This window comes from Sellimonas catena, assembly GCF_027924685.1.
GTDB classification, from domain to species: Bacteria; Bacillota; Clostridia; order Lachnospirales; family Lachnospiraceae; genus Sellimonas; species Sellimonas catena.
In genome coordinates this window covers 54359-80996 of sequence record NZ_BSBO01000007.1, presented here as the reverse complement: position 1 = coordinate 80996, position 26638 = coordinate 54359, and the positions used below count along the sequence as shown (strand labels likewise).

Annotated in this window: 37 protein-coding genes; 1 reads left to right on the top strand and 36 read right to left on the bottom strand. The window is 39.5% G+C overall.

The window, feature by feature from the left end:
- Positions 1-5 precede the first annotated feature (5 nt).
- The 20 genes from Selli1_RS04895 to Selli1_RS04805 all read right to left on the bottom strand — a co-directional run bounded on the left by Selli1_RS04895 (position 6) and on the right by Selli1_RS04805 (position 10575).
- Positions 6-425: a GNAT family N-acetyltransferase gene (locus Selli1_RS04895; protein WP_138372712.1), complete on the bottom strand. Its 420-nt coding sequence runs from the start codon at positions 423-425 to the stop codon at positions 6-8.
- Positions 426-427: 2 nt separating this feature from the next.
- On the bottom strand, positions 428-814 hold the full coding sequence (locus Selli1_RS04890) for an SdpI family protein (RefSeq protein ID WP_087167965.1): 387 nt from the start codon (positions 812-814) through the stop codon (positions 428-430).
- 21 nt (positions 815-835) lie between these two features.
- A complete protein-coding gene (locus Selli1_RS04885; protein WP_281845616.1) occupies positions 836-1384 on the bottom strand; it encodes a DUF3795 domain-containing protein in 549 nt (182 codons plus the stop codon).
- Between the two features lie 14 nt (positions 1385-1398).
- The gene (locus tag Selli1_RS04880; protein ID WP_281872418.1) at positions 1399-1803 is read right to left on the bottom strand and encodes a GNAT family N-acetyltransferase; all 405 of its coding nucleotides are present in this window, start codon (positions 1801-1803) and stop codon (positions 1399-1401) included.
- 165 nt (positions 1804-1968) lie between these two features.
- Positions 1969-2430, bottom strand: a complete 462-nt coding sequence (locus Selli1_RS04875; RefSeq protein ID WP_281872417.1) for a GNAT family N-acetyltransferase — start codon at positions 2428-2430, stop codon at positions 1969-1971.
- Positions 2431-2476: 46 nt separating this feature from the next.
- Complete coding sequence (locus tag Selli1_RS04870; protein ID WP_281872416.1) at positions 2477-3046, bottom strand: AAA family ATPase; 570 nt, start codon at positions 3044-3046, stop codon at positions 2477-2479.
- 25 nt (positions 3047-3071) lie between these two features.
- Positions 3072-3236: a glycine zipper domain-containing protein gene (locus Selli1_RS04865; protein WP_204229557.1), complete on the bottom strand. Its 165-nt coding sequence runs from the start codon at positions 3234-3236 to the stop codon at positions 3072-3074.
- Between the two features lie 61 nt (positions 3237-3297).
- Complete coding sequence (locus Selli1_RS04860; protein ID WP_204864391.1) at positions 3298-3690, bottom strand: DUF2500 domain-containing protein; 393 nt, start codon at positions 3688-3690, stop codon at positions 3298-3300.
- A gap of 37 nt (positions 3691-3727) precedes the next feature.
- Entirely contained in the window at positions 3728-4369 is a 642-nt protein-coding gene (locus tag Selli1_RS04855; protein WP_087252006.1) for an HD domain-containing protein, read from the bottom strand.
- 20 nt (positions 4370-4389) lie between these two features.
- Positions 4390-4800 carry a TIGR04076 family protein gene (locus tag Selli1_RS04850; RefSeq protein WP_087252007.1) on the bottom strand — a complete coding sequence of 137 codons (411 nt, stop codon included), beginning with the start codon at positions 4798-4800 and terminating at the stop codon, positions 4390-4392.
- A gap of 146 nt (positions 4801-4946) precedes the next feature.
- On the bottom strand, positions 4947-5099 hold the full coding sequence (locus tag Selli1_RS04845; RefSeq protein ID WP_158099184.1) for a hypothetical protein: 153 nt from the start codon (positions 5097-5099) through the stop codon (positions 4947-4949).
- Positions 5100-5123: 24 nt separating this feature from the next.
- Positions 5124-5381, bottom strand: a complete 258-nt coding sequence (locus tag Selli1_RS04840) for a nucleoside hydrolase (protein ID WP_281872415.1) — start codon at positions 5379-5381, stop codon at positions 5124-5126.
- An 81-nt stretch (positions 5382-5462) separates the two neighbouring features.
- Positions 5463-5927 carry a helix-turn-helix domain-containing protein gene (locus Selli1_RS04835; protein WP_087252009.1) on the bottom strand — a complete coding sequence of 155 codons (465 nt, stop codon included), beginning with the start codon at positions 5925-5927 and terminating at the stop codon, positions 5463-5465.
- A 358-nt stretch (positions 5928-6285) separates the two neighbouring features.
- Positions 6286-6612, bottom strand: a complete 327-nt coding sequence (locus Selli1_RS04830) for a DUF3784 domain-containing protein (RefSeq protein ID WP_087252010.1) — start codon at positions 6610-6612, stop codon at positions 6286-6288.
- A gap of 142 nt (positions 6613-6754) precedes the next feature.
- On the bottom strand, positions 6755-7093 hold the full coding sequence (locus tag Selli1_RS04825) for a DUF3784 domain-containing protein (RefSeq protein ID WP_087252011.1): 339 nt from the start codon (positions 7091-7093) through the stop codon (positions 6755-6757).
- Between the two features lie 40 nt (positions 7094-7133).
- On the bottom strand, positions 7134-7823 hold the full coding sequence (locus Selli1_RS04820; RefSeq protein ID WP_281872414.1) for a M24 family metallopeptidase: 690 nt from the start codon (positions 7821-7823) through the stop codon (positions 7134-7136).
- A gap of 72 nt (positions 7824-7895) precedes the next feature.
- Positions 7896-8393 (bottom strand): VanZ family protein, encoded by a 498-nt coding sequence (locus tag Selli1_RS04815; RefSeq protein WP_191426809.1) that lies wholly within the window; start codon positions 8391-8393, stop codon positions 7896-7898.
- A 240-nt stretch (positions 8394-8633) separates the two neighbouring features.
- Positions 8634-8765 (bottom strand): hypothetical protein, encoded by a 132-nt coding sequence (locus tag Selli1_RS18655; protein WP_416389878.1) that lies wholly within the window; start codon positions 8763-8765, stop codon positions 8634-8636.
- Positions 8766-9002: 237 nt separating this feature from the next.
- A complete protein-coding gene (locus Selli1_RS04810) occupies positions 9003-9992 on the bottom strand; it encodes a type II toxin-antitoxin system RelB family anti-toxin (RefSeq protein WP_281872413.1) in 990 nt (329 codons plus the stop codon).
- 145 nt (positions 9993-10137) lie between these two features.
- Positions 10138-10575, bottom strand: coding sequence for a hypothetical protein (locus Selli1_RS04805; RefSeq protein WP_243097587.1), 438 nt, complete (start codon positions 10573-10575; stop codon positions 10138-10140).
- Between the two features lie 352 nt (positions 10576-10927).
- Here Selli1_RS04805 and Selli1_RS04800 point away from each other — a divergent pair, with 352 nt between their 5' ends.
- The gene (locus Selli1_RS04800; RefSeq protein WP_281846037.1) at positions 10928-11536 is read left to right on the top strand and encodes a DUF6199 family natural product biosynthesis protein; all 609 of its coding nucleotides are present in this window, start codon (positions 10928-10930) and stop codon (positions 11534-11536) included.
- A gap of 337 nt (positions 11537-11873) precedes the next feature.
- On the opposite strand, the gene Selli1_RS04795 is transcribed toward Selli1_RS04800, so the two are convergent.
- The 16 genes from Selli1_RS04795 to Selli1_RS04720 form a co-directional block, all read right to left on the bottom strand.
- Positions 11874-12419 carry a transcriptional regulator gene (locus Selli1_RS04795; protein WP_281872412.1) on the bottom strand — a complete coding sequence of 182 codons (546 nt, stop codon included), beginning with the start codon at positions 12417-12419 and terminating at the stop codon, positions 11874-11876.
- Positions 12420-12462: 43 nt separating this feature from the next.
- Positions 12463-14076, bottom strand: a complete 1614-nt coding sequence (locus tag Selli1_RS04790) for a recombinase family protein (RefSeq protein ID WP_104792151.1) — start codon at positions 14074-14076, stop codon at positions 12463-12465.
- 111 nt (positions 14077-14187) lie between these two features.
- Positions 14188-14400 carry a hypothetical protein gene (locus Selli1_RS04785; protein WP_009274516.1) on the bottom strand — a complete coding sequence of 71 codons (213 nt, stop codon included), beginning with the start codon at positions 14398-14400 and terminating at the stop codon, positions 14188-14190.
- 814 nt (positions 14401-15214) lie between these two features.
- The gene (locus tag Selli1_RS04780; RefSeq protein ID WP_009274514.1) at positions 15215-15736 is read right to left on the bottom strand and encodes a hypothetical protein; all 522 of its coding nucleotides are present in this window, start codon (positions 15734-15736) and stop codon (positions 15215-15217) included.
- 130 nt (positions 15737-15866) lie between these two features.
- The gene (locus Selli1_RS04775; RefSeq protein WP_009274513.1) at positions 15867-17075 is read right to left on the bottom strand and encodes a replication initiation factor domain-containing protein; all 1209 of its coding nucleotides are present in this window, start codon (positions 17073-17075) and stop codon (positions 15867-15869) included.
- 131 nt (positions 17076-17206) lie between these two features.
- Complete coding sequence (locus tag Selli1_RS04770) at positions 17207-17581, bottom strand: hypothetical protein (RefSeq protein ID WP_104792150.1); 375 nt, start codon at positions 17579-17581, stop codon at positions 17207-17209.
- A gap of 566 nt (positions 17582-18147) precedes the next feature.
- A complete protein-coding gene (locus Selli1_RS04765; protein ID WP_009274512.1) occupies positions 18148-18591 on the bottom strand; it encodes a YfbO family protein in 444 nt (147 codons plus the stop codon).
- A 103-nt stretch (positions 18592-18694) separates the two neighbouring features.
- A complete protein-coding gene (locus Selli1_RS04760) occupies positions 18695-19345 on the bottom strand; it encodes a hypothetical protein (RefSeq protein WP_009274511.1) in 651 nt (216 codons plus the stop codon).
- 343 nt (positions 19346-19688) lie between these two features.
- Positions 19689-19835 carry a type II toxin-antitoxin system RelB family anti-toxin gene (locus Selli1_RS04755; RefSeq protein ID WP_330677490.1) on the bottom strand — a complete coding sequence of 49 codons (147 nt, stop codon included), beginning with the start codon at positions 19833-19835 and terminating at the stop codon, positions 19689-19691.
- 119 nt (positions 19836-19954) lie between these two features.
- The gene (locus Selli1_RS04750; protein ID WP_281846034.1) at positions 19955-20740 is read right to left on the bottom strand and encodes an ABC transporter permease subunit; all 786 of its coding nucleotides are present in this window, start codon (positions 20738-20740) and stop codon (positions 19955-19957) included.
- Entirely contained in the window at positions 20737-21618 is an 882-nt protein-coding gene (locus tag Selli1_RS04745) for an ABC transporter ATP-binding protein (protein WP_191434073.1), read from the bottom strand. Before Selli1_RS04745 ends, Selli1_RS04750 begins: the two co-directional genes overlap by 4 nt.
- Before the next feature lie 3 nt (positions 21619-21621).
- Positions 21622-22248, bottom strand: a complete 627-nt coding sequence (locus tag Selli1_RS04740; RefSeq protein WP_087252018.1) for a TetR/AcrR family transcriptional regulator — start codon at positions 22246-22248, stop codon at positions 21622-21624.
- A 223-nt stretch (positions 22249-22471) separates the two neighbouring features.
- A complete protein-coding gene (locus tag Selli1_RS04735; RefSeq protein WP_140398848.1) occupies positions 22472-22675 on the bottom strand; it encodes a hypothetical protein in 204 nt (67 codons plus the stop codon).
- A gap of 349 nt (positions 22676-23024) precedes the next feature.
- Positions 23025-23504, bottom strand: coding sequence for a 23S rRNA (pseudouridine(1915)-N(3))-methyltransferase RlmH (gene rlmH, locus Selli1_RS04730; RefSeq protein WP_281872411.1), 480 nt, complete (start codon positions 23502-23504; stop codon positions 23025-23027).
- 37 nt (positions 23505-23541) lie between these two features.
- A complete protein-coding gene (locus Selli1_RS04725; RefSeq protein ID WP_118635579.1) occupies positions 23542-24582 on the bottom strand; it encodes an acyltransferase in 1041 nt (346 codons plus the stop codon).
- A 21-nt stretch (positions 24583-24603) separates the two neighbouring features.
- Positions 24604-26613, bottom strand: coding sequence for a HelD family protein (locus tag Selli1_RS04720; RefSeq protein ID WP_281872431.1), 2010 nt, complete (start codon positions 26611-26613; stop codon positions 24604-24606).
- Between the last annotated feature and the right edge of the window lie 25 nt (positions 26614-26638).

Genomic DNA, 26638 nt, shown 5'->3' with positions numbered 1-26638 from the left:
CCTGTCTAAATTTCCTTGATCAGAAACAGCTCCATCGGCTGTGCATAGGCAGGAATATCAATCACAAACCCTCCACAGTCTTTGTATCCAAGTTTCCGGTAAAAGTGCTGTGCCGTTTCGTCCACCTGTGTAGATGTAAGCAGCATGCCATATCCCTGCCGTTTCATATCCTGCTCCCAGTACTCCATCAGCTGTTTTCCATATCCTTTTCTCTGATATTCTTCTTCGATAAAAAGAAGCGTACAAAACGGCGTATTGTCCCAGAACAGATTATATCTTAAAAGTCCGGTCGGTTTATCGTTCAAGCATAGAATATAGGCCCTCTTTGTCTGCACTTTATATTCAAATTCCGATTCCGGCATATGCTGGTCAACACTAAACCAATATTCTTTATCGGAGTATTCCGCGTATCTGATTTTCACCATCCTTATCCCTCCTGCTTTCTGTTCCCGTTCTTATCAAACATATTCTTCAGCGCCCTTTCCGTCGGCCAGATCGGTTCCACCAGAAAAATCATCTGGATCACACAGAGAATCCCTCCGGCTGTTCCAATTGTATCTTCTGATTTTCCAATTACGAACAGCATGACAAGAATGGAAGGTAGCAGTAATATACTTCCGCAAATATACCAGAGTTTTCCAAAATAGTTGTGGGCAAATGTCCATGTATCTCTGTTTTTCATAGACCGCTTTGTACGATAGCCAAACGCCGCATTGATCTCTTTCGGCGCCTTTTTCTGAAAATATCTTCCAAACCCAATCATGGTAAGAGGTATCCACAGAGTCATCAGAAACATAAAAATCCAGAATCCCATACTGTCCCCTCCCTAGTTCAACTATATTTTTTTCTTTTTATTCAGTTTCAGCTTAATGTTTCTCTGTTTGGCAATACTTTGCAAAATCTTTGCAGCATAAGCACTTTTCTCTTTTATCGGGCGTTTCTCTGAACCATTCATCTGTTGAATCTGCTTCACCGCTTCACGAAGATCAGACAGACCCATCAGGTTCACTGCAAGGCAAAACATACTCTTTTTCCGCCCATCGTTATAATTTGTCAGCAAATACTCCAATATTTCTATTTTTTCTCTCTGCTCACAATGATACGCATGAATGCCGATTCTCTTAGCCTTATTCAAATCAGATTTCTGATTCCTATGAGTAATAAATGAGTCAAACGCTTCTATTTGTTCATATATTCCGCACGGATATTCTTTGCATTCAAAGCAGTATTCCAGACCGCCATGTTCCAGACTACACCTTGCAATTTTGCAGGACTGGTTTCCATTTCCGCAGCCGCCACAATGTCCTCCCAGGCGCATGGAACACAGTCCGCAATTCAGACCGCAAAGAGATAGTAGCTGATCCTTTCTTTCAAATCCCTTCATGATACACTTCCCCTTCAGCAATTTTCACACAGCCACCAGGCTTGCTTTTTCCATTCATAAGAAGGATGATATAATCCGGTTGGTTCATAAAATTCATCCCCGGTATATTGAAAGCCAAGTTTTCCAAGAACTTTTTGGGAGGCTTTGTTATCCGGATGATGTCCCGCAAACAATCTTTCCGCTCCAAGGCTGGTGCACGCATACTCCATCACTGCCGTCGCCGCTTCCGTTGCAAACCCCTGCCCCCAGAACTTTGGACGTAAATGGAAGCCAATTTCATATGTCTTTTCCTTATAGGGCCTCAAACCGCAGCATCCAATCAGTTCCTTCGATGCGAGCTCAAAGATCGGCCAATACTGAACATGGTAGATACTGTTACGTTCTATCTCACTCTTCAGGCGGTTTTCAATCTCCTCCAAACTGAATGTTCCGCTGGCACAAATAAATCAGGAAAAACTCTCTTTCCATTTTACATCCCCTTCTGTAAGCTGCCTGTTGGCATTCCCAGCTGCCACTATTTTTCATATATCTATGCTCAGATCGATCACAGTTGTTATTAAAATGATAGTTGTAATAAAGGGTCATCAAAACTGGCACTCGATCGTTTTCATCATTTCACAAAAACCGTTTCTTTCATAAAATCTCATGCCATCAGTATTTTGCGGGAAAACCTGCGTTCTGATAAAATCTGCTCCATGTTTTTTCCCATATTCCTTACTTGCATTCATGAGAAGCGTTCCGATCCCTTTATTTCTTTCACTCTCCAGCACGTCCAAGTCCTGTATGTATACGGCGGTCTGTGGTTTCAAACACGCCACCTCTTTTTGTTTCAGAATCATGAGATGAGAAAATCCAAGCACTTTTCCTGCTTCTTCTGCCACAAGAATATCCTGCTTCTCACTCTCAAAGATTCCCTGAAAAAATTCGTCGCTCCGATAACCCACAACAAAATGCTCTGGCTGATATTTTACACCGTCGGTCTCTAATTCCAGGTATAGCTTCCTTAACTGCTCCACATCCTTTTCATTTGCAATTCTGATCTGCATCACTTTCTTCCTCCCATTTTCTGAATCTGATCTATCCTCTTTAAAATCATAACGAGCGCTCTTTTTTCTCCGAAGACAGACGCCGATATGTTTCTATAATTACTTTTGCATTCTTTTCCAGTGAATCTTCTCCATTGAATTTCAGCACCGGACACCCTATCTGATTCAGCCATAACTCATGCTGGCTTTTGTTACAGGATGCCGCATTCCCGTCATAATTTGCTGCGTCATTCAGGAACTGTTGATGTTCCTCGTACATATCTCCGCCAGGCAGAATCCGGTCACCAAACTCTTTTTGTTCTCTTTCATGAATACGTTTTACACGGACTTTTGCATCTGCGGTCAGGTAAACTGCCAGAAGAAACATGGGATCGAAGTACTCATGAAAACTGCTCATGGAACCGGCCATAACAAATTCCTTCGCTTTTTGTACCGCTTCCATAAGATTACTGATTTTTTCCTCTTTTGAATACATGACCGAATATGGCTTTTCCGTATCATTCCGCCAAATATATTCATCAATATCCAGAAAAGCAATCTCCATTTTGTCAGCAACAAACTTGCCCAACGTTGTTTTTCCCGATCCTGCCGGGCCAAGAATAATCATTCCATGCATGATAATAATCCGCCTTTCAGTTCATCTATTTCTTCCCTTTCCCTTTAAAATCCGGCATACATCCAAACGCTACACCCAGGCATAACCCTAATGCCAGATTGTCGAATAACAGACCAAATGAAAGTCCAAGACAAAGTCCAATGGCGAGTTTATTATTCTCTTTATTATCATCGGATTTTTTATTCTTCACAGATTTTCCCTCCTTCACTTCTGCCACTGTTCCGCATCTTTTCTTCCAGTTCTATTTTTTATTATTCTTCCTGCTGTCCTTCTCTTTGGAAAGATAGATATCTTGTTCCCTGAAAAGAGAGCTTCCCCTGATCCCTTTCCACCAGCATTCCATATTCGCTTCCGCTGACCGAAAACTCCATCCTGTCTCCGCTCTCCACTTGAAAAGTGACGTAATAGATCGTGTTGGAAGCAACATGAGCGGTATGGTTTACATTTGCATGATGATGATAAGACACATCAGAACGTTTTGCGACCACAACAGCCGACACTGTCAGTCTAGGAGAGTTGTTATTTTTATTCCAGGTGCTAAGTCCTTTTACTGCCATGACAACAAATGATCCAATCACCAGAATAAAAACAATAGCAAACATGCCTTCAAATAATCCATATGCTGTATCAAATTCTGTATACATCTTCTTCCCTCTTTCTGTATAAATAAACTTTTCCCTGTTACCGTTTTCCCACCCACTCAAGGAGGAATTCATCTACATACTCATGCATAAACCTGTCCCGGTGCTCTGCAATTTCTTTTGCAGTCGAGGTATTCAAAAGCTCTTTTAAGCGAAAAAGCTTCTCATAAAAATGGTTTATGGTTGTTGAGATATGCTTTCTGTATTCGTCTCTTGTCATATTCAGAGACGGTTCTATCTCAGGATCATACATGGCTCTATTATGATTTCCGCCATAGGAAAAGGCACGTGCAATACCGATTGCCCCGATAGCATCAATTCTGTCTGCATCCTGCACACACTTTCCTTCCAAACTCTGTGGTGTCACGGAATTTCCCTCATAAGAAACATCTTCAATGATGGTACAGACATCAGAAATAATTCTGTCATCTATGCCACATTGTTTCATAAAAGAAACTGCGTTTTCCTTTCTTTCATAAGTATCGGGAGATATTTTTCTGTCATCTACATCATGCAAAAGTGCCGCAAGGCGGACAATAAAAAGATTCGCCTGCTCTTTCCTGGCAATTTCTTCTGCCAGTTTATAGACCCTAAACGAATGCCAGTAATCATGTCCACTGTAGTCATCAGCAAAATACTCTTTAATATACTGAATTGCTTTTTGAATCACAGCTTCTTCCATAAGCGGGCCTCCTTTTCCAATCAGCCTGTGTAGGCATCGCTGGCATCATTTTTGAAATTCTGTTTTTCAAGCCATTCCTTTTCTTCTTCCGTTTCCGGAATGTCAATTCTTTCGATCTTGAAGATCACCGGTCTTGTACCGTCGTTACAGCAGGCAATCATCATTCTGTCATCATTTGTCCAGTTGCGCATAATGGAGCCTCCCTGTAATGCGGTATACACATATCTGCTGATCGCATCCCATGCTTCACCACAAAATTTTCCGTTCATCAGATGATAGAAATCATCCTGTTCATTTGTTCTTTTTAAGACAAATGTATCCCCTTTCTTGAAAAACGGGCAAGGTCCTGATTTCGGATCAGCAAGATACTTCTCCTGATACTCAGGAAATACTTTTGTTTCTAATACTGTAATTTTACATTCATGCTGCATCGCTTTTATCTCCTGTTCTTTATAAATTTGGATTTCCTTTTCTGATTTATATTCACTATTATACCATCCATCATGCAGATAAACATCCTCTTTTTACAACAGAAAGCAAGAGAGCAGACCAGACTGTCCGCTCCCTTATAATGTTTCTATTCTTCTTTTTTTATGTTCTGTCCGGCCCACTGCTCTGCAGTGCGGAGCATCTGCTGTTCGGTTTTCTCCTGCCCGATTTGAAGCAGTACATATTCCTCCGGATTCAAGGCTTTCTCTTTTGACCCCAGATACGCAAAAGTCTGATCCATCACTTTTTGCGAACGCAGAACAAATCATTTCAACGCTTCCGCACCGTCCGGCGTCGGATAGACCGGAATCGGCTGCATCGTACTGTCAAGCCCTGTCACGATCGGGATCTCTTTCCCCACAGTCCTGCAGACTGCGTCAGCAACCGCCGCCCGTTTTTCCGGCTCACCACAGACCGTTGTGATCCCAATCAGATCACACTGCGGCTCTTTCAATAAGTAGGCAAGGCATATCGCATCATCGATATCTCCACCAATATCTGTATCCAGTAAATTTTTTTCCATTTTTTAATCTTCTCCTGTATTTTAATCATTGATACAAGAGTGTATTGAAATTCCCATGAGCCCCCTCCTTAAATATCATTTTTAATGCCCGGCAATGGTTCTGCCAAGCATGTAAACCCCAACCAGCATCTCTCCCACGGCTAATCCCAGGAGAATCCCGGAGAGAAAGTCTTTTATATCGGTTCCTCCCAACGTATAGGAACAGGCCTGCAGGGCAATTCCCATTACAATCAGCAGAATCCCATATAACAGCTTTTGCTGTTTCTCCAACTCCTGTGTCCGCCTTAGCAGATCCATAATCTGATCTTCATCATAGGAACGAACACTTTTCTCTTCTGCTTCTTCTCCATCCATCAGCTCCGCGACTGTGATTTCCAGTTCCTCGCATAAGCTTTTTACAACAGCATAATCCGGCATACATTTACCGGTCTCCCATTTTGAAATCGTTTTATTCGATACACCGATCTTCTCTGCCAGCTGCTCCTGCGTCAGATTTTTCTCTTTCCTTTTTCGTGCCAGAAATTTTCCTGTAGTAAGTTGATTCATCCGATCTACCTCCATTTTCTATCAATCTTAATGGAAGAATATCCTTTTTCCGCTCAAAACACGACCTCTTGTTTGGAGAATTTACGTGGAATTGCGGATTCTGATCGGACACCCGATCCTACTCCCAATCCCAGCGTTCTATTAATTATTATACCATCCGGTAAATATTCTGTCATTGATTTCCTTCCATCTGAACAGGAGAGAAACCAAAAAGAAAAACCGCCACTATGGTGTTCCCATACGGCGGCGTTTATGGTTTTAGATCAGGAATGCTCCAGTGAAATGCTGAAAAGCCAGTATGCTTAATATAATTCCAAGTTTCATCTGTCATACCTTCTCTGATCCAACTTTCCATTTACTATTTCACAAAGTATTTTTCTTCTATTTTATGATAATACCAAACAACGAAACCGATACCCACAGTACAAGTCAGCAGTAAAATTAAAATCGAAGAAATTGGTAAAATAAATTCCACAATTCCACCCACAAACATAGGTATAGAAAATACACACCACATCTTCCCTATTGCTCGATTATACGCTTTCACATCATTGATATCAGATTCAGAAATTGGGGAACCGGACCAAAGCCACATCGGTTTTTTTCTGTTCATTGCATAGATACCAATGATAATAAATAGTATTGCTGCTATCCACATTACAATTAAATACATAAGATTATCCATAACCATTCCTCCAATCTCCAATATTTAGTTTGATATTTTTAAATTTACAGAACTATTTTTATATATTATAACACCAGATTATTTTTTGTCACTTTATTTATCCGCTTTCCAGATAGAAGAGCAACATATTATGCATTTGTTCTTATGATCTCTTTTTACAAATGGTACTTGAAAGAACCATAATAACAAAAACGTCGACGCAAATGATTCCGATTGCAACATAGGCAAATTCTACAGGCAGCTTCTCTTCATACATGCCCATCACAAACAGGAGAACCGTGATCACTGCCATCCCACCTCCCATTGTTCTGCACAGTCTCTTCTCATAATATTTTGCTTTTTCCTCTTTTGTCGCTGTATTATATCCTGCAATCATCCAGCTTCCATGCCCGGAAAGCAGTGTAACCGATATTGCGAAAAGCACTATAATCAAAATCCAGATCAGCCAGTCAGGTCCCGAAGAAACATCTGATAATTTCATAAATTCTTCTCCCCGGAAAATGGAAACAAGTTTATTAATATTACAATGCCTTCAGTTTTCCATCTTCAAAATAATAAATATTTTCCCACTTATAGCCGAACATGGAATCCTGTTTTGCGATATGCGGCTCAAAAGTGAAGTATTCTTTATCAATCAGTTTCGTCTGATTACCTTTTTCTATGTATATCCGATCTTCACTTTTTTTCTCAATCGAGTGACCTAAATTTCCCAGAAAATCAAGGTTGATAAAGTGCGCTTGAGCAATCTTTCTGTTCATATGATAATATAGTTCTTCAAATGTTGTGGCATCGTTTACGAAGTCTATGAGTTCCTGATGAAGCATCTGCTCCAGAGCCAGACCTTTTCTCCATTCCTCATTTTGAACAGCATCCAATGATTCAATGACTTTGCCTTTTTCAATGATGATTGTTCTGGCATAGTCTCCCCAAATATGATTACGCTGAGGGCTCAGATCAATGGTCACTATATCATTCTCTTCTATATATTTGTCAGCCGTCTCATATTCTTTTCCTGAAACAGATTTTGTTGTTTCATCGCCCGAAAAAATGAATGCTCCAATATCCCAATACCAAAAAGAGTACGCACCCAGTTCCAGCATTTTCTCTTCACACATTTTCCTTACTTGCGTCAGCTTCATTCCAGGCGTTATGACGTTCTTGATATAATCCATTGTCTGTTTTGCAATGAACTGCACTTCTTGATTAGTCATACTGTACCTCCCGTAATATATGATTGACTCTATTCATAAGTAGTGATTATAGAAAAACTTATTTAAACCAAATTACATATTGGCCAAAATCAGCATCGCTATAAACGCAGTTAAGACGATTGCGCAACTGATGCTGACTATATTAATTATTTTTATCCAGTGTTTTGCTGACAGTTTCGAAATAAAGACTGCAATAATAATTCCGATCATTCCTCCCAGGGAATTTGCGATCACATCTGTAATATCCGTTGCTCCGACAGCAAAAAGGAATTGAATGATTTCATATAAAAGGCTTACTGCAACAACAGGTGCCATCTGCTTTATCAGGGGCTTTTCTTCCCAAAGCACATGCATCAATACGCCAAAAGGTATAAATGCCAACGCATTTTGAATAATTTCGCCGAAGTCCATTTTCCCGTTTATAATGACAGATTCGCCAAATGGAATTAAGTTTATATTTCTTATGTGCGGCAAATTTTCAAAGGAAAACTGTAACTTAAAAATGATGATCCATGTCAAAACAATTAAATAAAATATCAGCAGTCCCATAGTAAATTTTTTGGATTTCATTCTGATTCCACCTTTCTTTTTGTATTAAAAATAGCAAAAAGTATTTGGTTTCCCTTTAATGATTTCCAAATAATTTATGAAGATCCGCTCTCCATCATGTTTTTAACTGTGCAATCCCCTGTTCACCTGCAAGGCGGCTCTAACGATCCAGTTCTTCCTTTACTAATTTCAGAACGAAATCACCGAAATCCTCTGCCAACGTTTCAATGTGGATATATTCCACTCCATTATATTCCATCATCACAATACACGGTTCCCCTCCATCTCATCAAGATGATCAGGATCTGCGCCGAAAATCTCATTTCCATAGAAAGACAAGTAACCATATTTCGCATTAAAATCCCAAAACTGATTAGAAAATTTTACACCCAGCAGTTTTTCAGCATTTTGAATTTCTGCTGTCGTTTTTCCAGATGCAGTCGTATAAAATCTGCATTTTTAGCCAATTCCATTGCATTTTCATAGTTTTCCCAACTCATCCTTCTCTTCCTCCCCCTCATCTCATCTGACAGTCATTTTTTCTTTATTATATCACCCGCCATTCTTCCTGTCATATCCCTTACGTGAAAAAAGAGAGCAGATCCTGATTTGTCTGCTCTCCCTTTGCATCTATTTTCTCCTATTGTTCTCTATTGCATTCGCAATGGCGATCACCGCCGGGAATAATACGGCAGCTATCACCCAGACAATCCATCCTTCTTTCCAGCTTTCTGTCGGAAGACTAAATGACAGATAAATTGCTGTTGCGACCAACCAGTATACGGTTGTAATTACTGATTGGAAAGAACGATGCTCTTTCTTCGTTCTTGTGTAATCTCCTTCCTGAAGCAGTTTTTTAAAGCTTTCCCAAATAATCCCGACTGTGATGAAGAAAACAACACCAATTCCGGCGATTACAAATGAAATACAAAGCATCAAAGCCATAAGCAGGTCGTTGTCTTCATTAATAACTACACCGTCAAACAACGGGATCAAAGCCGTTACGCAAAGACATGCACCGATCATATTGCTTCTCACATAATCACTTTTAAAGTGGTCTCTACGTTCTTTTACCATCCCGGTCACGCCGTACTCTGTCTCAAATACTTCCTTTTCCAGATATTCGTACGGTGCCGTTTTGCTGCCGCTGTGTATGAATATTGCCACAGCAATTGCAACCATAACCAACATGACAATCATTCCGATACCGCCTGCTGTATTCTCCGATACATTCAGGCTGGCGTTTTCACTGGCAGCTCCTAACAGAAGGAGGCACACCGGTGAAAGAATACATAAAAATGTAGCCCCGGCAATCGTCTTTGAAGTTTCTGCTTTTACCGAAAGAAACGCATTGGCCTCTTCCATGGACACATTTCTTACTGATGTTTCTTCCATATCAGTAAGAATCGCCCCCGCCTCTTCGATCTCGTCTTTTAATAAGTAATCTGTAGTGACTCCAAAAAGTTTTGACAAACGTATCATTTTCTCCAGATCAGGGACCGACTGGGCACCTTCCCATTTTGAAACGGATTGTCTCGATACATTCATCTGTTCTGCCAGTTCTTCCTGTGACCATCCCGCCTTTTTACGAAGCCGGACCAATTTGTCTGCAAAAATCATATCTTATCCTCCCATGCATTATTTTTTATAGCCTGATTTTAGATTTTTTTGCAGTTGCATGCTACCAATCGGTGCTTTTCAATGTGTCAACTGGCAGTTGCATCTTCTGTAACCCCGCTTATTGCGTTTCTTTCATCTCTTCTTTTTAATTTGACCATGCACAACGACGAATCCTCGTGCCGATTCCCATTCCAATCAGAGAAACCATTGTACCTATTGGTATCATAATAAATTCCGGCAGATTGATTTTTTGAAACGTAATCATATTGGCCGCACTGAATGTCCCATATTCCGCAAGCATATACATCAGTCCAAATCCGAGGGCAATAAGCCATTTTTTCTGTCCCCAATAATCGTTCTTTCCGATGATCAGCGAAAGAATAAATGTAGTTACCGGGAGCAGTATCCACAGATACATAATACTGTACCCCAGCGCATCCGATCCGCTGCCGAACAACCAGAATGAAATCAGCGAAACCGCCCAGATCCCAAGATATACGCCAGCTAAAATTATCATTGACAGTTTCTTTCTGCTTTTTACGATGTTCGTGCTCTCTTCCTGATAATTCAGATAGTTTGACATCGGTTTTTCCTCCTTTCTAAAGAAAAACCCCACGTTTACAATACTTTTACTCTATAGAAATTGTATCATAAACGTGGGCGTGTTATCAATGATGGACTAACCTAAGTCTACACCGAAATGACCGTCCGTCCCGCATATCCACAAGGCCGGAAATCACCTGATAATCCCCCTATTTCCACGCTACCGGAATTGTGATAAAATGAAACCATAATAAAAAAGGGGCTGGATAGTGGAATTAACCATTCAAACTGGCGGACTTTAACGACACCGTTGCGTAAGAACTGAAATGGGATTTAACTGAGGTTGCAAAATTCAAGGGCAGCCGTTTAGAACGTGGAGGAGGGACATCAATATGGCAAACATAAAACGCAAATGCGTTCTGATAGTCGTGATGCTTTTAGCGCTTGTTTTAGGTGCATGTAATTGCAATACTGCGAAATCAGCTCCTTATTCAGAGGTAGTGGAAATTGATGGACAATCTCTGACTATCACATTGGATCAAAACAACTTATCTGCCGGAACAATTACTTCGGAAAACGGAACGTATACATTTGAGTATGGAGTTTCCGGAAATAGCATTGTTTTTACAGTTAACTACCCCGATGGATATGTATTTTCCCAAACAGAAATTAACGGAGGATTTGCCACGCCGGCAGAGTATAATTCGATTGAAAGAAAAAACAAAGGCTATATTGACCTGTTCTCCCTCAATTATAGTATCGAGGGGGTAATGGACAATGCACGAGGAACCAGTAATAACGGTTCACCATCCATACTTCTTGCATTAGCACTAATTGGCGTTGGAGCGTGGAACTTTTTTGGAGCAAGAAGCGTATGGTATCTCTTTCGTGGTTGGTGGTATAAAAACGCAGAACCTTCGGATCTGGCACTCATGTTGTACCGCCTAGCAGGAGTATTTTTAATCTTCGCAGGTATAATATGTGCAATTGCGTCATTTTAATAAGCGATCGTATGGCAAAGCACGTTGCAAATTTGCCATTTACATAGGCCGCAAAAATCTGTGTCGCGCGGTTCAGTTCAAGATACCAAAAATACCGTCCATACGCATTGAGCAAAAATTTATTATTTAAATACCAGTCAAAATGCATCCCTGTAATTGCAAATTGTATCGCTTTTTTATAGTCCTTTTTTCGCAAGTTTCTGATTTCTATTCTCAAAACTTTCCCCCGCTTATGTCTCAATTTTTAAGCCGTTTTCCTTATTATATATTCACTAGGTATCCTGTCATTTTCTTCTATAACATAACTTTTACCAGCCTAACTGAAATCGGTATGAAATCATTTTTCAATTTCTACGTTTTCATTTTCGGTTCCCGGATTTTTTTGAATAACTGTATAAAATAATGTTTTGTGTTCGACTATATTTTCTCCATAGGATTTCTCATAGCTGAACCGGGGAACCTGATGAAATTGTGAAACTGCAATATAATCTGAAACTGTAAATATTCCAAATAACACAACAGCGCATCCGGCAATGCATAATATTCGTGAGCTTCTTTTCAGCAACACGGGTTTTATTCTAAAATAAATTCCTGCAGTTAGTATCATTCCGCCAATTATCGCATAAATGCTTCCCCAACTACTTTCATTTGGAAAGACTGCAAAAGAAGATATCATAATAAATACCCCAAATGTCATGAGAAAAACGCTTATTATTTTTATTTTCTCTGTATTAAGCTCATTTTTACTGTATTCTGCCATTTTTATTGCAGTATCTTTTGTTTCCTGCTTCACTTTCTCACTTTTCCTTTCTCCGTCAATGATTTCAGGTATACTAACTTGATAGAACTCTGCTAATTCAACAAGTAAACTGATATCCGGCATATTGCTTCCGCTTTCCCTTAGTTAAAGATATGAACCCTCATTATCAGTCTACTTTTCCAATAAATCGGTAGTATATCTCTATTTCCTGTATTCTTTCGTTCTCCTCATTCGTTGTTGCTTCGTGAATGAGGATTTTTTCTATCATTGCGTTTAATAACGGTGCTGTCAGTTCCTTTGGTACGGAATACTCCTTGATTAACTCAATCCACTTTTCAGCACCTATCATATCCTGTTCCATTTTACTTAATTCTTCTCTTAGGTTGGTTATCTGCTGTTCCAGTTCTATCTGTTCCTTTTGATATTTCCCCGACAGCATAATGAAGTTTCGTTCTGTTATCTTCTCACAAGCTCTATCTTCATACATTTTCGCAAACAAACGGTCAATCTCATTTTGTCGGTTCTCGGCTTTCCTCAAGGCATTTGCCTTTTTCTTCTTTTCCCGTATTCGCTCTGCATTGCCGACTTTCTGTATTTTGTTCAACACCTTTTCTTCGTCCTGCTGTACTGCCTTAGCCCAATACTGCAATCGCTCCAATACAGCTTGATACAGCACATCATAGCGAATATAGTGCATAGAACAATAGCCTTTGCCAAACTGTCCGTAGAAACTGCAAGAATAATAACTATACGGTGTTTTATTCGCCTTATTTGTCGCAAACCTCATAGACCAGCCACAATCCGCACACTTGACAAGCCCTGCAAATATCGGCGTTGCCTTTTCCTTTGTCTGTCTACGCCTTGATTTTATCTGTTCCTGCACACGATAGAACACTTCCTTGTCAATAATCGGTTCATGCGTGTTTTCTACTCGAAACCATTCACTTTCGGGTTTTCGTACTTTCTTCTTGCTTTTGAAAGAAACGGTTGATTGTCGATTATGAACGCTGTTTCCTATATAGACTTCACTTTTTAATATTGCTTTAACATGAGCGATCGTCCACTCATAACGCTTGCTTTCGGGCTCTCCCTCAAAGATATGTGCAAAAGTACCATACCTTGTAAAATTCAGCCAAGACGCTGTCGGGACTTTTTCTTCTCGCAGTATCTTTGTGATTTTTGCACTACCGTAACCTTGATAGGCTAGAGAGAAGATTTTTTCAACAATCCATTTTGTTTCCTCATCAACCAACAGTTTCCCTTTGATGTCGGGGTGTTTCTTATATCCTAACGGAGCATAAGCCCCATAATACGCACCCTCTGCAAATTTTGTCTTAAAGGCTGATTTCACTTTACGGCTCGTATCTCTTGCCACCCATTCATTGATGATGTTCTTAAATGGTGCAATCTCACTTTCGCCCTTTTCGCTGTCTACACCGTCATCAATCGCTATGTAACGGACATTATGGCTGGGAAAATACAATTCTGTATATTGTCCTGTCATAATATAATTTCTGCCAAGTCGTGATAAGTCTTTTGTTACAACACAGTTGATTTTTCCTACCTCTATATCCTCAATCATTCTTTGAAAACTCGGTCTGTCAAAATTTGTTCCCGACCAGCCGTCATCAATATATTCATCAATGACATTCAAATGATGTTCTTTTGCATATAGACGCAACATACTTCTTTGTGTGGTAATGCTGGAACTTTCGCCCTGTAATTCATCATCTCGGCTTAACCTAAGATAAAGTGCAGTATTGTAAATCTGTTGTTTCATTGCCAGTTATCCTCCTTTATAACTAACCCGTGTTTACAATACCTGCTTGCAAGTAAAGTATAACACGGGTACTTTTTGCCATTCAATCTATTTCTTACAACTGCACTGATTTTATGCGATTGTCTGCTTTGCTTTTTCCAGCATGACATCAGTTAAAAGTTCTTCCATTGTCTTTCCCTTTTCGGAAAAATGCTCTTTTACTACAATCTTTGTCTTTCCTCTGTTGCCAATGCCACACTTGCCATTTTTCTTTTGAATTGTTTTTACAGCATTATCAATAACACATACCCCCCTTTCTGTAAAAATCTTATGTAAGCAATTCAACGGCTTTTGTCATAGCCCACAGGAGTTCCACCTCTGCATAGTTCTTATGTAGCCGTACCCATTGCGTGCGACGCTCTTAACGCTCAAGCTGTGGCTGTACGGGAGTATCATTATCAGACAGAACAGGTCATGGCGATAAAAGAGGACAAGTCTTTTACAGGAACACAAATAAGTTGTCGCTCGCTTTTGCAGGGAAAAGGTCATGGCGTATCTGTTTCAACAGCTTGCTGTCTGTCAAACGTATTGAATTGCTTTATTCAGTTGTCAAAGAACATGAAAGAAGAAAATCGTCTTTCCTATATACCGCGTTGGAAAAGAGCCGAAGCGTAACCAATATTCAAAACTTTTTTCTTTTCCTGTACCATATAGGGAAAGAAAGTGTCATTCTGCTAAGTTGCTGATGAAAAAATTTCTTTTCACACCCTAACTACCCATGCAACACCGTTATTGCCAACTATGGAATGAAAGATTTTCTTTGCTCCATATAGGGAACAGCAACTGCCAAATGTTAAGTTGAGAATGAAAAGATTTTTTAGATTTTCTCGACTTCCACTCCATATAGGGAATAAACACCTTGTTTTGTTGCAGATTTCTAAAATCTTCTTTCACTCCATATAGGGACAGCAACCCTCGATTTAATGAGTAGTTTTGAAAAAAAGTTAGATTTCCTTTTCTTGCACCATATCTGCACGCTAGTTAATGTTTTGTTGCAGATTTTTCAAAGAAATTAAAAAATACCGTCATTCTCTTGTGGAATAGCGGTAAAAAAAACAGTTAATCTATTAAAGATTAACTGTCTATGTATATTTACGTATTATAAGTAGTTATTTAAACTACCAGTTGGAAATATACCTGTATTTGTGTATATATGTTGGAGTAGTAATTTACTTTGCTTTTTTGTGTAATACATTAAGTCTACTGAAAATTTTTCATTATTTTTCATTAAAATAACTATTTCCAAATCAATTCCAAGTGCACCATCTTTACAATGTGTATACTCTATATTTTTTTGTAACAATTCAAAAGAAAAACCATATTTGTTGATGTTTTTCACATTCAATGTCTTCTCTTTCTTTTGCATTTTACCATTTTCATGTTCTTTGAAAATTTGACTAATAGTAATTATATCTGTATTATATTTTATCCAAGTATTAGGAAAAATTTTTAGTACTTTGTATAAGATTAGAATTATCAGCCCACTACTAAATATGCAAAGCAATTCGGCTCCCTTCGTATAATTTATAATACCATAAATTCCATATAGCATAATAAACATTCCAACACATAATCCCAGTACTGAAAGCTTAAGATATCCTTTAGCATATATTTTTTTCATATATATCTCCTTTGTATTTGAAATTTTTATTATTATAACATACAAAATGTAAATTGTCTTTCGAATAAATAGGGAATATAGCAATCTGACTTCATCTAAACAACACTTTATATTTAAGGTAAAAAATGAATTAAACATCAACGCTATTTGGAACAGCAATATCTATGCGTTCTTCTATGGTTGATTTTTCTAACTGCAATAAATGTTTATGCTTGTCTTTGAGTTCTGCCTGCTCAATCATATCTTTCAGTATCGTTGTATGATTTTCTTTGTCCAATGCCTGTACCATTTTTATCGTTGGTGCAACCTGTCTTTGTAACCAATGCAATGCTTTCTGCAACGTGTAAGGTTCTGGCTTTGTAGTTAATCGTATCGGTTCTCTGTTTTCCCCTACAAACCACGCCCAATCATCATTTGTTTTCCATTGACTTTTTGGCTTGTCGTCCTCTCTGTCAACAAAGCGGACATAATGATTGATGATAGAGAAAGCGGTGCGTTCAGCGTCCCGATAGGTCAGTAAATCTACAACTGCATAATAGGCTCGTTCATTTTTCATGCGTATTTCAAAACGGTTCTTAATCTCCGTATCTTCAACTTCTATGCAATTCTTGACATGCTGCTCATAATTCTTCTGATAAGCACACATATATAATTCACTGCTTGTTGAACCGAGATATAAGGTTTCGCCTGTGTTCTTTGGTAGATCGTTACCACATTTTTCCGTACCGCTGTAATCTTTCTGCTTACGGAAGTAGGAGATACATTCGCCAGCCTTGTATTTTTCCTTTAATTTTGGAATATCTAATATTCCTGCTTTATCATTGATTGCTAAATCAAGACGTTTCATCTTACCACCTGCCGTTAAACAATCAAGCATGAAATCATACCATGAACGTTCTTGTGCCAATAGATAACTTTCCATTTGACGACAACCTCTGCCTTTCAGTTCCAATAAAACACCTAAATGCTCTTGCATGGAACACATGATATTGATGTCGCCTAAAACATATTTACTTTCATATCCGTATTTTCCAAAATCTTCATAAAGCATATAATCGGCTTTTAGTTGTAATACATCACGGATAATTGCCAATGCGTCCGTAGTAGGAAAGCGGACACGAAAGTAATCAATCAACAGGAATAGTGGTTCTTGTGGATTGAAACGCTCAATCTGTTTTTCTATGACTTCTTTTAATTCATCATTCAATGGCTGTTTTCCTTTTTCAATGCGGTTGTAATATTCACGGCTGATACCACAAGCAACGGCAAGCCTTGTTTGTGGTACTCCGTATTCCTCACGCTTTTGTCTTAATTCTTCAATAAATTTTTTATCATTCATTTTTAAATTCCTCCAATCAAAAAAGGCAACCACCATTTACTGATAATTGCCTGTTAATAAAAATCTGTATAGAAAAAGCAGTCAATCCTAAGACTAACTGCTTGTGCGTACGGATATGAAGTTGTTTACCTTTATTGCAAGCTCTCATAAATCAGAAACACACCTGATAAAAACGTCAAAAAAGTTACAATTTCTATACGAAAATCAAAACACTTAAAAACCTCTTTTCCATACTTTTCATTCTTAAATACAAATATTTCTTTTCCAATTTTTCTTTTTCCTAGTGATAAAAGGATACAACCGTGTGCCGTATAATACTTTTTATTCTTAATTTTTATAATATAAGCGTGCTTTTTTACAAAAACTCCACCAACTGTATACCCAGCGTTTTGGTCTACAATACCTATTATTTTTCCTTTACATTTTTCGCCAGTAAAAACAACTCTATATTTTAGATACAACAAGTATAAACTGACAATAATGATAATAATTCCTAAAATCAACATTTAAGTTTATCCTCTCTTATAACAACTTCTAATTTTTTGTTTTTTTCATATCCACATTATAACATTCTCATATCAGCACCACAATAAAAATAATTAAGCACCAATAATCTTATTGAACATCTCCAACCGTAAATCTTTCACACCATCAGCGTTGAACACTGAGCTACAGCAATTAAGGCAACTACTACTGTATATTGATAATTGCCAATACTTACATTTCTGCAAAAGAAAAAGACAATCAACTTCTTGTTTGAAATCAACTGTCTGTCCTATGTCTTATTCAATTTTTCCAAGTGATAATGGCATAATTTATATCACACCATGTAAAATGCGGTTTCGCCTTGTAAATACAGCGTTTTCCGCTTGTTAATGTATATTGACTCTTGTTTTTTGTGCCCCCCTTGTTAGATAACGGGGGCTTATAAGGCTCGCTAAAGCTCGCCCAACCGCCAAAGTGAACCAGCCACAGCGACGGAAAGTCTGGGGACTTCCGCCACCGTGTCTGGATCACTCTGTCGGTTTGTGAGATTTTAAATCTATTTACTGCATAAACTGTAAGTTGTAGATTAGTCCCACACGATTTCCAAACAATTAAAGTTTTCTGGAATTGGTGGTACACACGAATAATTATTTAATTCAGACACCTTTATTGTGATTACTCCGTCAGAGCATAGCCATTCGCAATTTACTAATTTTTCTAATTCCGTAGGTAAAATGGTTGTGCAAATCACGATTGTATCTCCTGCAAGAGCTAATTCTTCTGCCCCATTGTTTTCTCCGATTTCTGTATCATCGTGCAGAGCAACACGCACCCACGCTATGTTAGGCATTAACTCAATCTTTTGTAGCATATCCCATATTTCAGAAAGCGTCGGTCGCCCAAATCCCCATTGGTTCGGAGCAATAGAATCTTCCTCTGTATTTCCATTGAAAAATTCATCAAGCGTTAGTAATGGCAAACATTCTTCATTTTCTTCCAATAATTTTTTGAATGTATTCAACTCTATCATAGTCACAATTCTCCTCAAATTCAAATTTATCTATAAAGCATTGTTACAAAATTTAATAGTCATAATTTTAAAATTCACTATGAAACTCCTATTTTAACATGCTCTACAAACCGCTTTCTTTCAAAAAGTCTTCTTTATTTATAACCCGTTTATAAAATTCTTGCTTTATTTCTTTTCTTAAAATTCTATTTTGAATTTTTCTCATATTATTAAAATCCAATGTAAACTCTTCAAAAATTTCTTGCAAAGAATTTATGATTTTTTCTGCTTCTTCAATATCAATTATGGCAAATACAATATTTTCTCCATTTTTTGTTGCTATTGATAATTTTTCAAATGATGAATATAAAGATTTGCGTTCTTCTATCAAATCCAAAACTAATTTTCTTGGTATATAAACTTCATCAGCATAAATCCATTTAGAGGAATAATATATTTCAATCTTTCCAGATTTCTTCTCGTCAATAACGACTTTTGAAAACGATTCATTATTAATTCGATTTTTCAATTCTCTGAAAGATAAATATTTTTTTACTACTGTCATACACCTAAAACTTTTAGGTATTAATAGTTTATATAAAAGGTAAAGGAAACAAATAAGCACAACAATGAAAAAAAATGCGACTCCAAAATCTCTTTGTAATTTATCTGTTCCCATAATACTTTTTTGCAATGAGATTGCAAAAATTATAGTACACATAAATATAATTATTGCTAATATAATTCTTTTAAATGTCCATATTCTTTTAATCATTTTCTTCTCCAAACTTTTTAATAAATTCTAATTTATATGTTTCTCTGTATCTACATTATACCATTTTCCAATACCTGCAACAATGCTTCAAAATCTTAAGATTACTATTTTTTCTGCTTTTGAAAAGCTACTTATCCGTCCATAATTTGTAAAGGGTGCTTAGCATTGCTTACGCAACAAGCCCTTGACAAATCATAGCCCGATAAGTTTAGGATAATCAAGCAGAGATGAAATAGTCCGTTGTTTCAAGACAACGAAAAAGAGATACCAACACACTTATGTAGTATCTCTGGTTTAGTGACAATATTTTTTTATTCGCAAGCAGGTAAACACAGGTTATTCCTTAATATCCTTTTGTTTGGGAAACTCCTGTTTCCCATCTGGATACTGTTCTGCTGGATACATTTAAAGCTTCTGCCAGCACTTCTTGCGTTATGTTCTTTTCTTTACGCAATGTTTTCAAAAACTGACCTGTTTTTTTCTGATCCATTCACCATACCTCCTTGAGTAACAGAGTATGTCAAAAGTCCGATTATTTACACGACACAAAGTGAGAAAATGCCGTATTTTCAACCCGACACGCTTGTCTGGATGTCTCAAATCCGTTTTCTATAGAATATCTTTCCTATTGTATTTTATATAGGCTGCAGCAATCCCGCATGCTCCATAGAGCATTCCAAGCACTACCATTACTCCGTCCAGGCTTATATTTGTTACAATTTCTGTACCTTCTGCGTAACCGTACGGAGAAATATACTTCAGAAATTCAGCGGATTCAGATATATTTGCAATAATATTAAGAAAATAAAGTATAATCGCAAGTCCAAGACCGACTCCCAGACTTCCTTTCCGCAGAAAGGCTGAAATACCGAAACATATGGAAGCAATCTCTATCTGCAATAGAGCATAGGCCAGATGAAGCAGGAGAATCTCTTTCCAGGGAATATCTTCCCCCACCGCATAAATGGAGATTATTGAGATGAGCAGTACAAAGGCATTGAGGACCATAATCTGAAAAAATAACGCCGCAAGTTTTCCGCTCATGATTCGTCTCCGGCTGACCGGGTGGGTCAGAAGGAATTCTGCCGTATGCCCTTTTTCTTCTTTAGACAGCATTGAGATCCCGCACATGGCGGCATACAAAGCTCCTCCAAGTCCAAGGATATTTCCACATTCAATAGCGTAGAAACCGGTCAAGGTACCAAAGCTTACCTGATCCATGCCAAAGGCAGCACTGAAATTCCCCATGGTCGAAAAAACGTCACTGATCTGATCCATTTCCCCCTTCATCTCTGGAAATAAAAAAACACATACCGCAAAAAGAAATGCGATGGATACAGTCCATATAATCAGAGCTGTCCGGCCCTGACGCAGTTCATGTCTGAAGATTGTCATACCTGTTCCTCTCCTTCCGTATAATAATGAAGAAAAATCTCTTCCAGATCCGGTTCGGATATGCTAAGATCCATAATTCGCTGCCGGCTAAGTCTGTCCAGAAGCAGATTGATATCACCACCGTACAGAAAACTGGTGGAGTCATCAGCCTTCTGCAGATCCCGTACATCCGGCAGACCGGAAGGGTCAAAATTTCCCCGGACAGAAATCCGTTTTGCGTTTGTACGTGCCAGTTCCTCCACACTTCCGGAAGCTATAATTCTGCCCTCCCGTATAATCGCAGCCCGGCCGCAAAAGCGCTGGACTTCGGAGAGGATATGTGAGGAAAGGAATACTGTCATGCCCTTCTTGTTTCTTTCCTTCAGTATTTCAAAGAATTCCCGCTGCATCAGAGGATCCAGCCCTCCGGTTGGTTCATCCAGAATGCAGAGTCTTGGATCATGCTGCAGGGCACAGATAACAGCCAGTTTCTTCCTGTTTCCAAACGAAAGCTCGCCGATCCGTCGAGAAGGATCCAGCTGCAGACGCTCGCACAGATCAGCGGATACTTTCCGGCAGTCTTTCCGGTGCAGCTCCGCCGAAAGGCGGATCAGATCCCGGCCTCGCATATCTGGATAGAAAACCGCTTCTGAGGGAAGATAACCGATCTCAGACAGAATCTGTTCTTTTTCTTTGGAAATATCCTTTTCCAGTACCCATGCGCTGCCATGAGTTTTCTGTATCAGTCCCATCAGAACACGGATCGTCGTACTTTTTCCGGCTCCATTTGGACCAATAAATCCAAAGAATTCACCCTCACATACCTCCAGATCAAGATCAACAATTCCCCGGGACCTTCCATAATATTTCGTAAGCCCCTCTGTTCGTATTGCGTTCATCATTTAACCCTTCTTTCTCAGATATATCTTTTTCCAGAATGCAATCATTTCCCGGAAGTCCGCTTCTATTTTTTCGATGTCCTCTTCTGTCTGCAGAGAACCCTTCTTCTGTAGTTCCCACAGATATCCCTCTGAGACAAGATACATTTCCCTGAGAATTCTCTCAGGCTCCACGCCCTCAACAAACTGATCCGGCTCCAGATTAGCCCACGACGGGGCAGCTTTCATAGAAATCAATCTGGCATAGCTCTTCTCGATTTCCGTTTGAATAGAAGGATCGGTTTCATAAAAGGCACGGATCACAAAGTTCCCCATAAAGGGATATTTTTTCATAATATGCATTTTTGCCCTCAATCCCCGTTCCATCATTTCAAACAGATCTCTGCGGTCATAACATCCATAAGCCGTCATTGTAGAAATAGAAATTCTGCCGCAGGTCGTCCAGAGAAACATATAAAATTTTTTCTTATTTTGAAAATAGTGAAAAAGAAGCGACTTACTGATTCCTGCTGCATCAGCGACCTCCTGCATCGGACTCTTTTTATAACTGTTCTGTGAGAATACCCGATAGCCGGCATTGATAATTGCCTGTTGCTTTTCCTTTGGCAGACTATAAAACTTTTCGTTCATGAATCCTCCTTTTGACCAACTTGGTTAATTTTTATTATATATAGTTGACCATTTTTGAGAAGACCTTATTCTGTATTTTTTTCTAAAATATAAAAGATACCATCCTCTACGCATACAAAAAAGAGCAGAACATTACCTGTCCACTCTCTTCTAAACTGCGTCTTAAGATCCACTCCTTCAAATTACAGCCACCTCTATATTCAAGATTTCTTTTTGCCATCTGTTATCCGTGTTTCCTTTTTGCTCTTTCTTTCTCTAATATTGTAATCGCAAATATCGCTATGGAAAATCCAAGAATGCAGATTGCTGTTCCGCTAAATGAAATAGCAGAATTTATAAATCCCGTAATCCCATTTACCACAGATAAAATAATTAAACCTATACATATTGCTAATGCCGCCTTCGATATTGTTGTATAATTCTTCATTTCCATCACCTTTCAATTAGCAAACTAACTCTCGCACAAAAATCTTAGTTCTTAACAGACACTATTCTTTACTCTGTATCACCTATATTTATCCTTGGTAAAAGTAATAGTAAAACATTAATACAACCAGTGCCATTATAAAAGGAACAATAATTATCAGCCAATACGAAAAATGCTTCTTTTCAGCTTCATTAATTGTATATTTGTACTCATCTTCCGTGACTTCCGATTTTAATTTTTGTAACTCAATATTCGTCAACCAAAAGTTGCGTATAATCCACTCCTTTTCCAAATACTTTACATGCCTTATTACTTCCCACCATATCACACCCAAGTGCGAAAACCGCACTTATTTGTGATATGGTACTCCATTGATAATCCGATATCCTCTGTATATCTGTTCCAGCAGTACCACCCGCATGAGCTGATGCGGGAATGTCATCTTTGAAAAACTTAATGCATAGTCTGAGCGTCTCAGAACGTCTTTTCCCAGTCCGATAGAGCCTCCGATCACAAAGGCGATGCTGCTGGTTCCCTGTATCCCGAGCTGTTCGATCTTTTTTGCAAATTCTTCCGATGTCAGCATTTTCCCTGCGATTTCCAGCGTAATCACATACATATCGTCCCGAATGTACTTTAAGATCCGCTCCCCTTCTTTATCACGGATGCTTTCTTCCACCGCTTCACTGGCCTGATCCGGTGTCTTCTCGTCGGCCACTTCAACGATCTCCAGCTTGCAGTATCGCGAAAGCCGCTTACTGTATTCTGCGATGGCATCTTTCAGATATTTCTCTTTGATTTTTCCTACAGTAATCAGTGTTATTTTCACCTTGTTCTCCTTTTTCTCTTTTACTCCAATGCTCCATTTACGGAACGATGTATTTCAATACCGGAATCTTTTTCAAAATCAGTACCAGTACCACACAGATTCCATAGATCACAAACGGCATAACAAGCCGCCACCACCCGGACTCCATGCTGAGGCCCGTCGCATCCTGGAGGATACGGAAAACGATCATATGCATCAGATAGACACCAAATCCGGTTCCGGCAAGAGTGGTGACAATCCGGCGGATCTTCGGAGTATTTTCCAGCTTGTCCCATGGTCCGTACTTCGCTGCCACAAAGACTCCGACTGCCAGAAAGACCGCCGGAAATTTCATGTATCCCCAGAAAGTCTGATCCAGTCCGGCGCTTTCTGATGATCCAAGAATCGTACTTCCAAACCGGATTCCTGCCCCTGCAAGGCCAAGGATATAGAAAAGAATTCTTGTCTTTCGTGTCATGTCAGTCGTTGCAAGCAGATACCCTAGAATGACATACAGAATATATCCGCCTGCCACAGGGATCTGTATTGATCCGTTCATCGGGATCTGAAACACAATACAGCAGACCGGGTAAACAGAATAAACCAAAAACGCCAACCCCGCCATATAAAGCAGAATATGCTTGTAATCTTTCAAAAGCGACAGTACCGGCATGGAAAGGTAAACCATAAACAGCGGAATGAAAAACCAGTACACATTCTCGGCTGTTGTATTGGTAAACAGGCTGACGATACTGGACAAACCCGGCTCGAATTCCATCTGTTGAAACTGGATTTTGTATGCCAGACTGATCAGCGTCCATGCGGCAAATGGAATCCCTGTCTTCAAAAACCTCTTTTTGAAGAAGACTCTGGTCAGATATTTATCCCGGTAGTCCAGAAGCGTCGCTCCGGATATCATAAAATAGACCGGAACCGCCCAGTATGCAATCGTTTCAATCACCATGCTCTGTCTCCATGCGGCTGTATCGGAATACTGGTGCGCAATCCCGTTGCAATGCATAAAAATCACGCACAGACATGCAAGTATATTTAAAATATCAATATACAATAATCGTTTTTTCTGTTGTGTTTTCCCCATTCCTTTTTCCTCCGTCCGGAATCAGACTCTGTACACGTAAAGCTCATGCAGTGCTCTCGTAGCGCAGATGTACTCTGCCTGTCTGGTCAGGCCCGTCTGCTCCTTACAAGCCGCAGTAAATACCTGGTCAAATTCCAGACCTTTGGCCATGTAAAACGTTGTAACCGTCAGACCGCGTCCGAATCTGGAGCTGTCCCGGTCAATATAATGAACCTGATCTGTCTTTTCCCGGATGTTCTCATAAATCTCTTTTGCTTCCTGTTCTGTCATGGTAAGCACCGCCGCTGTCTCATAGCCGTCCGGTCCGGTTTTTACCTGTTTCAAAATCTGAGAGGTACGTTCTTCCCCGGATGAGAACTCTGCTTCTTCCACCGCCTTTCCATGCCGGTCCAGAAGATCTGTCTCTTTGATGCCGCCGAGTGTTTCTGCATATCTGGCAATCTCCACGGTATTGCGGTAGCTTTTGTTCATCTCGATCTTTCTGAAGTGTTTTCCCAGGATCTGCGGAAGAAATTGTGTCACATCATTTTGCTCTTCCTCCATCGTCTGCGCCCGGTCTCCCAAAATCGTCATCGGACAGGAAAATAGAAGGGAGAGAATCGTATACTGCAGGTAGGAATAGTCCTGCATTTCATCCACTACCAGATGCCGGATCTGGTCCTGTCTTCCGGCCCCTTCAAGTCGGTATTTTAAATACAGCACCGGATAGACATCCTCATAAGAAAGATATCTTCTGTCATACGGGACATCCGGAAGCAGAGGAAGTCCCTGTTCTTCCAGAAACCAGTTATAGATCTTATAGACATCCACTGTCGTATACATGGCATTAAACTTCGTCCGCAGCTTCTCCACCTCTTCTTCCGACAGTTCCGTACTGTATCTGGTTTCGTATTCATCTACAAAATATTCCATGATTGCTCCCATCCTCGCAAGGACAGGAACTTCCTGGAATTTGAAATAAAAGAGACGGATCATCTCTTCCTCTGTCTTTTCCAGACCACGGAAATGAACACCCTTCAGATTGACAAGCCATTCTTCCAGCTGTGCCAGAAATCCTTCCATCGCTCCAATACAGTCTCTGGACTGCTTCCACTGACAGCGTTTCCAGTCTGCTTCATCCATTCCTGCAAGCCGGTGCTCGATCTGATGATACCGGTCTTCACAGTCCGGAACAATCTTTTTCAGCTCCCGGTACGCAAACAGATCCAGACTCATTTCCCGGATATTCTCTTCTCCGAGTTCCGGAAGGATATGGGAAATGTAATCGGAAAATACACTGTTCGGTGAAAGCACCAGTATACTTGACGATTTCAGGTGCTTCCGGTCATGGTATAAAAGATAGGCGATCCGGTGGAGAGCCACCGACGTTTTCCCGCTGCCGGCTGCTCCCTGAATCACCAGGATCTTATCGTTGGTATTCCGGATAATCGCATTCTGCTCTTTCTGAATCGTCCGGACAATATTTTTCAGCTGTACATCGCTGTTTGTTCCAAGCTCCTGCTTTAGAATCTCATCATCGATTTTGACATCGCTTTCAAATCCATAGACCAGTTTTCCTCTTCGGATCTTATACTGCCACTTGGATGTGATTTCTCCCTCCAGCTTTCCTGCCGGTGCTTCGTAAAAGGCCGGTCCTTTATCATAATCATAAAACAGGCCGCTTACCGGAGCTCTCCAATCATAAATCAACGGAACTTTTCCTGCTTCTTCTGCAAAATTCCCGATTCCGATGTAAAATACTTCCGGCTCGTCGTCTCCGTCATAGCAGAAATCCACTCTGCCGAAAAAAGGAGAATCCAACATTTTTTCGTATCTCGCCTTCAGACGCAGAGAATCCTGATTCGCATTGACACGCTGAAGAAGAGCCTGCTGATTATCATAATCTTCGTAGCCATACTGGTCCATCTCTGTATAATTTTCCCAGTAATATTCATGCATGCTCTCGATGTCTTTCTGCCCGGCTGTAATCTCCTCGTCCATCTGTGCAATTTTCTTTGTCAGTTTTTCTATGATTTCATCTAAAAAGTTCATGCTTTCCAATGTTGTTTCCTTCTTT

Excerpts from the sequence above, each read along its gene's own strand:
- Selli1_RS04895 (WP_138372712.1), bottom strand. The coding sequence starts at position 425 with ATGGTGAAAATCAGATACGCGGAATACTCCGATAAAGAATATTGGTTT.
- Selli1_RS04890 (WP_087167965.1), bottom strand. The coding sequence starts at position 814 with ATGGGATTCTGGATTTTTATGTTTCTGATGACTCTGTGGATACCTCTT.
- Selli1_RS04885 (WP_281845616.1), bottom strand. The coding sequence starts at position 1,384 with ATGAAGGGATTTGAAAGAAAGGATCAGCTACTATCTCTTTGCGGTCTG.
- Selli1_RS04875 (WP_281872417.1), bottom strand. The coding sequence starts at position 2,430 with ATGCAGATCAGAATTGCAAATGAAAAGGATGTGGAGCAGTTAAGGAAG.
- Selli1_RS04870 (WP_281872416.1), bottom strand. The coding sequence starts at position 3,046 with ATGCATGGAATGATTATTCTTGGCCCGGCAGGATCGGGAAAAACAACG.
- Selli1_RS04860 (WP_204864391.1), bottom strand. The coding sequence starts at position 3,690 with ATGTATACAGAATTTGATACAGCATATGGATTATTTGAAGGCATGTTT.
- Selli1_RS04855 (WP_087252006.1), bottom strand. The coding sequence starts at position 4,369 with ATGGAAGAAGCTGTGATTCAAAAAGCAATTCAGTATATTAAAGAGTAT.
- Selli1_RS04850 (WP_087252007.1), bottom strand. The coding sequence starts at position 4,800 with ATGCAGCATGAATGTAAAATTACAGTATTAGAAACAAAAGTATTTCCT.
- Selli1_RS04845 (WP_158099184.1), bottom strand. The coding sequence starts at position 5,099 with ATGGATCAGACTTTTGCGTATCTGGGGTCAAAAGAGAAAGCCTTGAAT.
- Selli1_RS04840 (WP_281872415.1), bottom strand. The coding sequence starts at position 5,381 with ATGGAAAAAAATTTACTGGATACAGATATTGGTGGAGATATCGATGAT.
- Selli1_RS04835 (WP_087252009.1), bottom strand. The coding sequence starts at position 5,927 with ATGAATCAACTTACTACAGGAAAATTTCTGGCACGAAAAAGGAAAGAG.
- Selli1_RS04830 (WP_087252010.1), bottom strand. The coding sequence starts at position 6,612 with ATGGATAATCTTATGTATTTAATTGTAATGTGGATAGCAGCAATACTA.
- Selli1_RS04825 (WP_087252011.1), bottom strand. The coding sequence starts at position 7,093 with ATGAAATTATCAGATGTTTCTTCGGGACCTGACTGGCTGATCTGGATT.
- Selli1_RS04820 (WP_281872414.1), bottom strand. The coding sequence starts at position 7,823 with ATGACTAATCAAGAAGTGCAGTTCATTGCAAAACAGACAATGGATTAT.
- Selli1_RS04815 (WP_191426809.1), bottom strand. The coding sequence starts at position 8,393 with ATGAAATCCAAAAAATTTACTATGGGACTGCTGATATTTTATTTAATT.
- Selli1_RS04810 (WP_281872413.1), bottom strand. The coding sequence starts at position 9,992 with ATGATTTTTGCAGACAAATTGGTCCGGCTTCGTAAAAAGGCGGGATGG.
- Selli1_RS04805 (WP_243097587.1), bottom strand. The coding sequence starts at position 10,575 with ATGTCAAACTATCTGAATTATCAGGAAGAGAGCACGAACATCGTAAAA.
- Selli1_RS04800 (WP_281846037.1), top strand. The coding sequence starts at position 10,928 with ATGGCAAACATAAAACGCAAATGCGTTCTGATAGTCGTGATGCTTTTA.
- Selli1_RS04795 (WP_281872412.1), bottom strand. The coding sequence starts at position 12,419 with ATGCCGGATATCAGTTTACTTGTTGAATTAGCAGAGTTCTATCAAGTT.
- Selli1_RS04790 (WP_104792151.1), bottom strand. The coding sequence starts at position 14,076 with ATGAAACAACAGATTTACAATACTGCACTTTATCTTAGGTTAAGCCGA.
- Selli1_RS04780 (WP_009274514.1), bottom strand. The coding sequence starts at position 15,736 with ATGAAAAAAATATATGCTAAAGGATATCTTAAGCTTTCAGTACTGGGA.
- Selli1_RS04775 (WP_009274513.1), bottom strand. The coding sequence starts at position 17,075 with ATGAATGATAAAAAATTTATTGAAGAATTAAGACAAAAGCGTGAGGAA.
- Selli1_RS04770 (WP_104792150.1), bottom strand. The coding sequence starts at position 17,581 with ATGTTGATTTTAGGAATTATTATCATTATTGTCAGTTTATACTTGTTG.
- Selli1_RS04765 (WP_009274512.1), bottom strand. The coding sequence starts at position 18,591 with ATGATAGAGTTGAATACATTCAAAAAATTATTGGAAGAAAATGAAGAA.
- Selli1_RS04760 (WP_009274511.1), bottom strand. The coding sequence starts at position 19,345 with ATGATTAAAAGAATATGGACATTTAAAAGAATTATATTAGCAATAATT.
- Selli1_RS04755 (WP_330677490.1), bottom strand. The coding sequence starts at position 19,835 with ATGGATCAGAAAAAAACAGGTCAGTTTTTGAAAACATTGCGTAAAGAA.
- Selli1_RS04750 (WP_281846034.1), bottom strand. The coding sequence starts at position 20,740 with ATGACAATCTTCAGACATGAACTGCGTCAGGGCCGGACAGCTCTGATT.
- Selli1_RS04745 (WP_191434073.1), bottom strand. The coding sequence starts at position 21,618 with ATGAACGCAATACGAACAGAGGGGCTTACGAAATATTATGGAAGGTCC.
- Selli1_RS04740 (WP_087252018.1), bottom strand. The coding sequence starts at position 22,248 with ATGAACGAAAAGTTTTATAGTCTGCCAAAGGAAAAGCAACAGGCAATT.
- Selli1_RS04735 (WP_140398848.1), bottom strand. The coding sequence starts at position 22,675 with ATGAAGAATTATACAACAATATCGAAGGCGGCATTAGCAATATGTATA.
- Selli1_RS04725 (WP_118635579.1), bottom strand. The coding sequence starts at position 24,582 with ATGGGGAAAACACAACAGAAAAAACGATTATTGTATATTGATATTTTA.
- Selli1_RS04720 (WP_281872431.1), bottom strand. The coding sequence starts at position 26,613 with ATGAACTTTTTAGATGAAATCATAGAAAAACTGACAAAGAAAATTGCA.